At 60.0% G+C, this 220-nt stretch carries 1 protein-coding gene; it reads left to right on the top strand.

Annotation, left to right across the window (positions count from 1 at the left end; genetic code table 11):
• The coding region (locus Q4563_RS23535; RefSeq protein WP_303606270.1) for an MBG domain-containing protein at positions 1-220 on the top strand (220 nt) is incomplete at both ends.

Raw genomic sequence — 220 nt, 5'->3', positions numbered from 1 at the left:
CTTACCCCGAGCGAGCTGTGGTCCAACCAAAGCGGCTACGACATTGTGATGAACGACGGTGTGCTCACCATCGATCAGGCCGTGGTCGAGGTCACAGTGACCATTGACGACGCCAGCAAAATCTACGGCGAGGCCGACCCGAGCTTTAGCTGGGATCTTACCTCCGGCTCGCTCGGTTCGGGCGACTCTTTAACCGGTAGCCTATCGCGCGAATCGGGCG

It is taken from the genome of Gilvimarinus sp. 1_MG-2023, from assembly GCF_030548285.1.
Note: the sequence above shows the minus strand (reverse complement) of the source record. Positions and strands in the feature narration are given on the sequence as shown.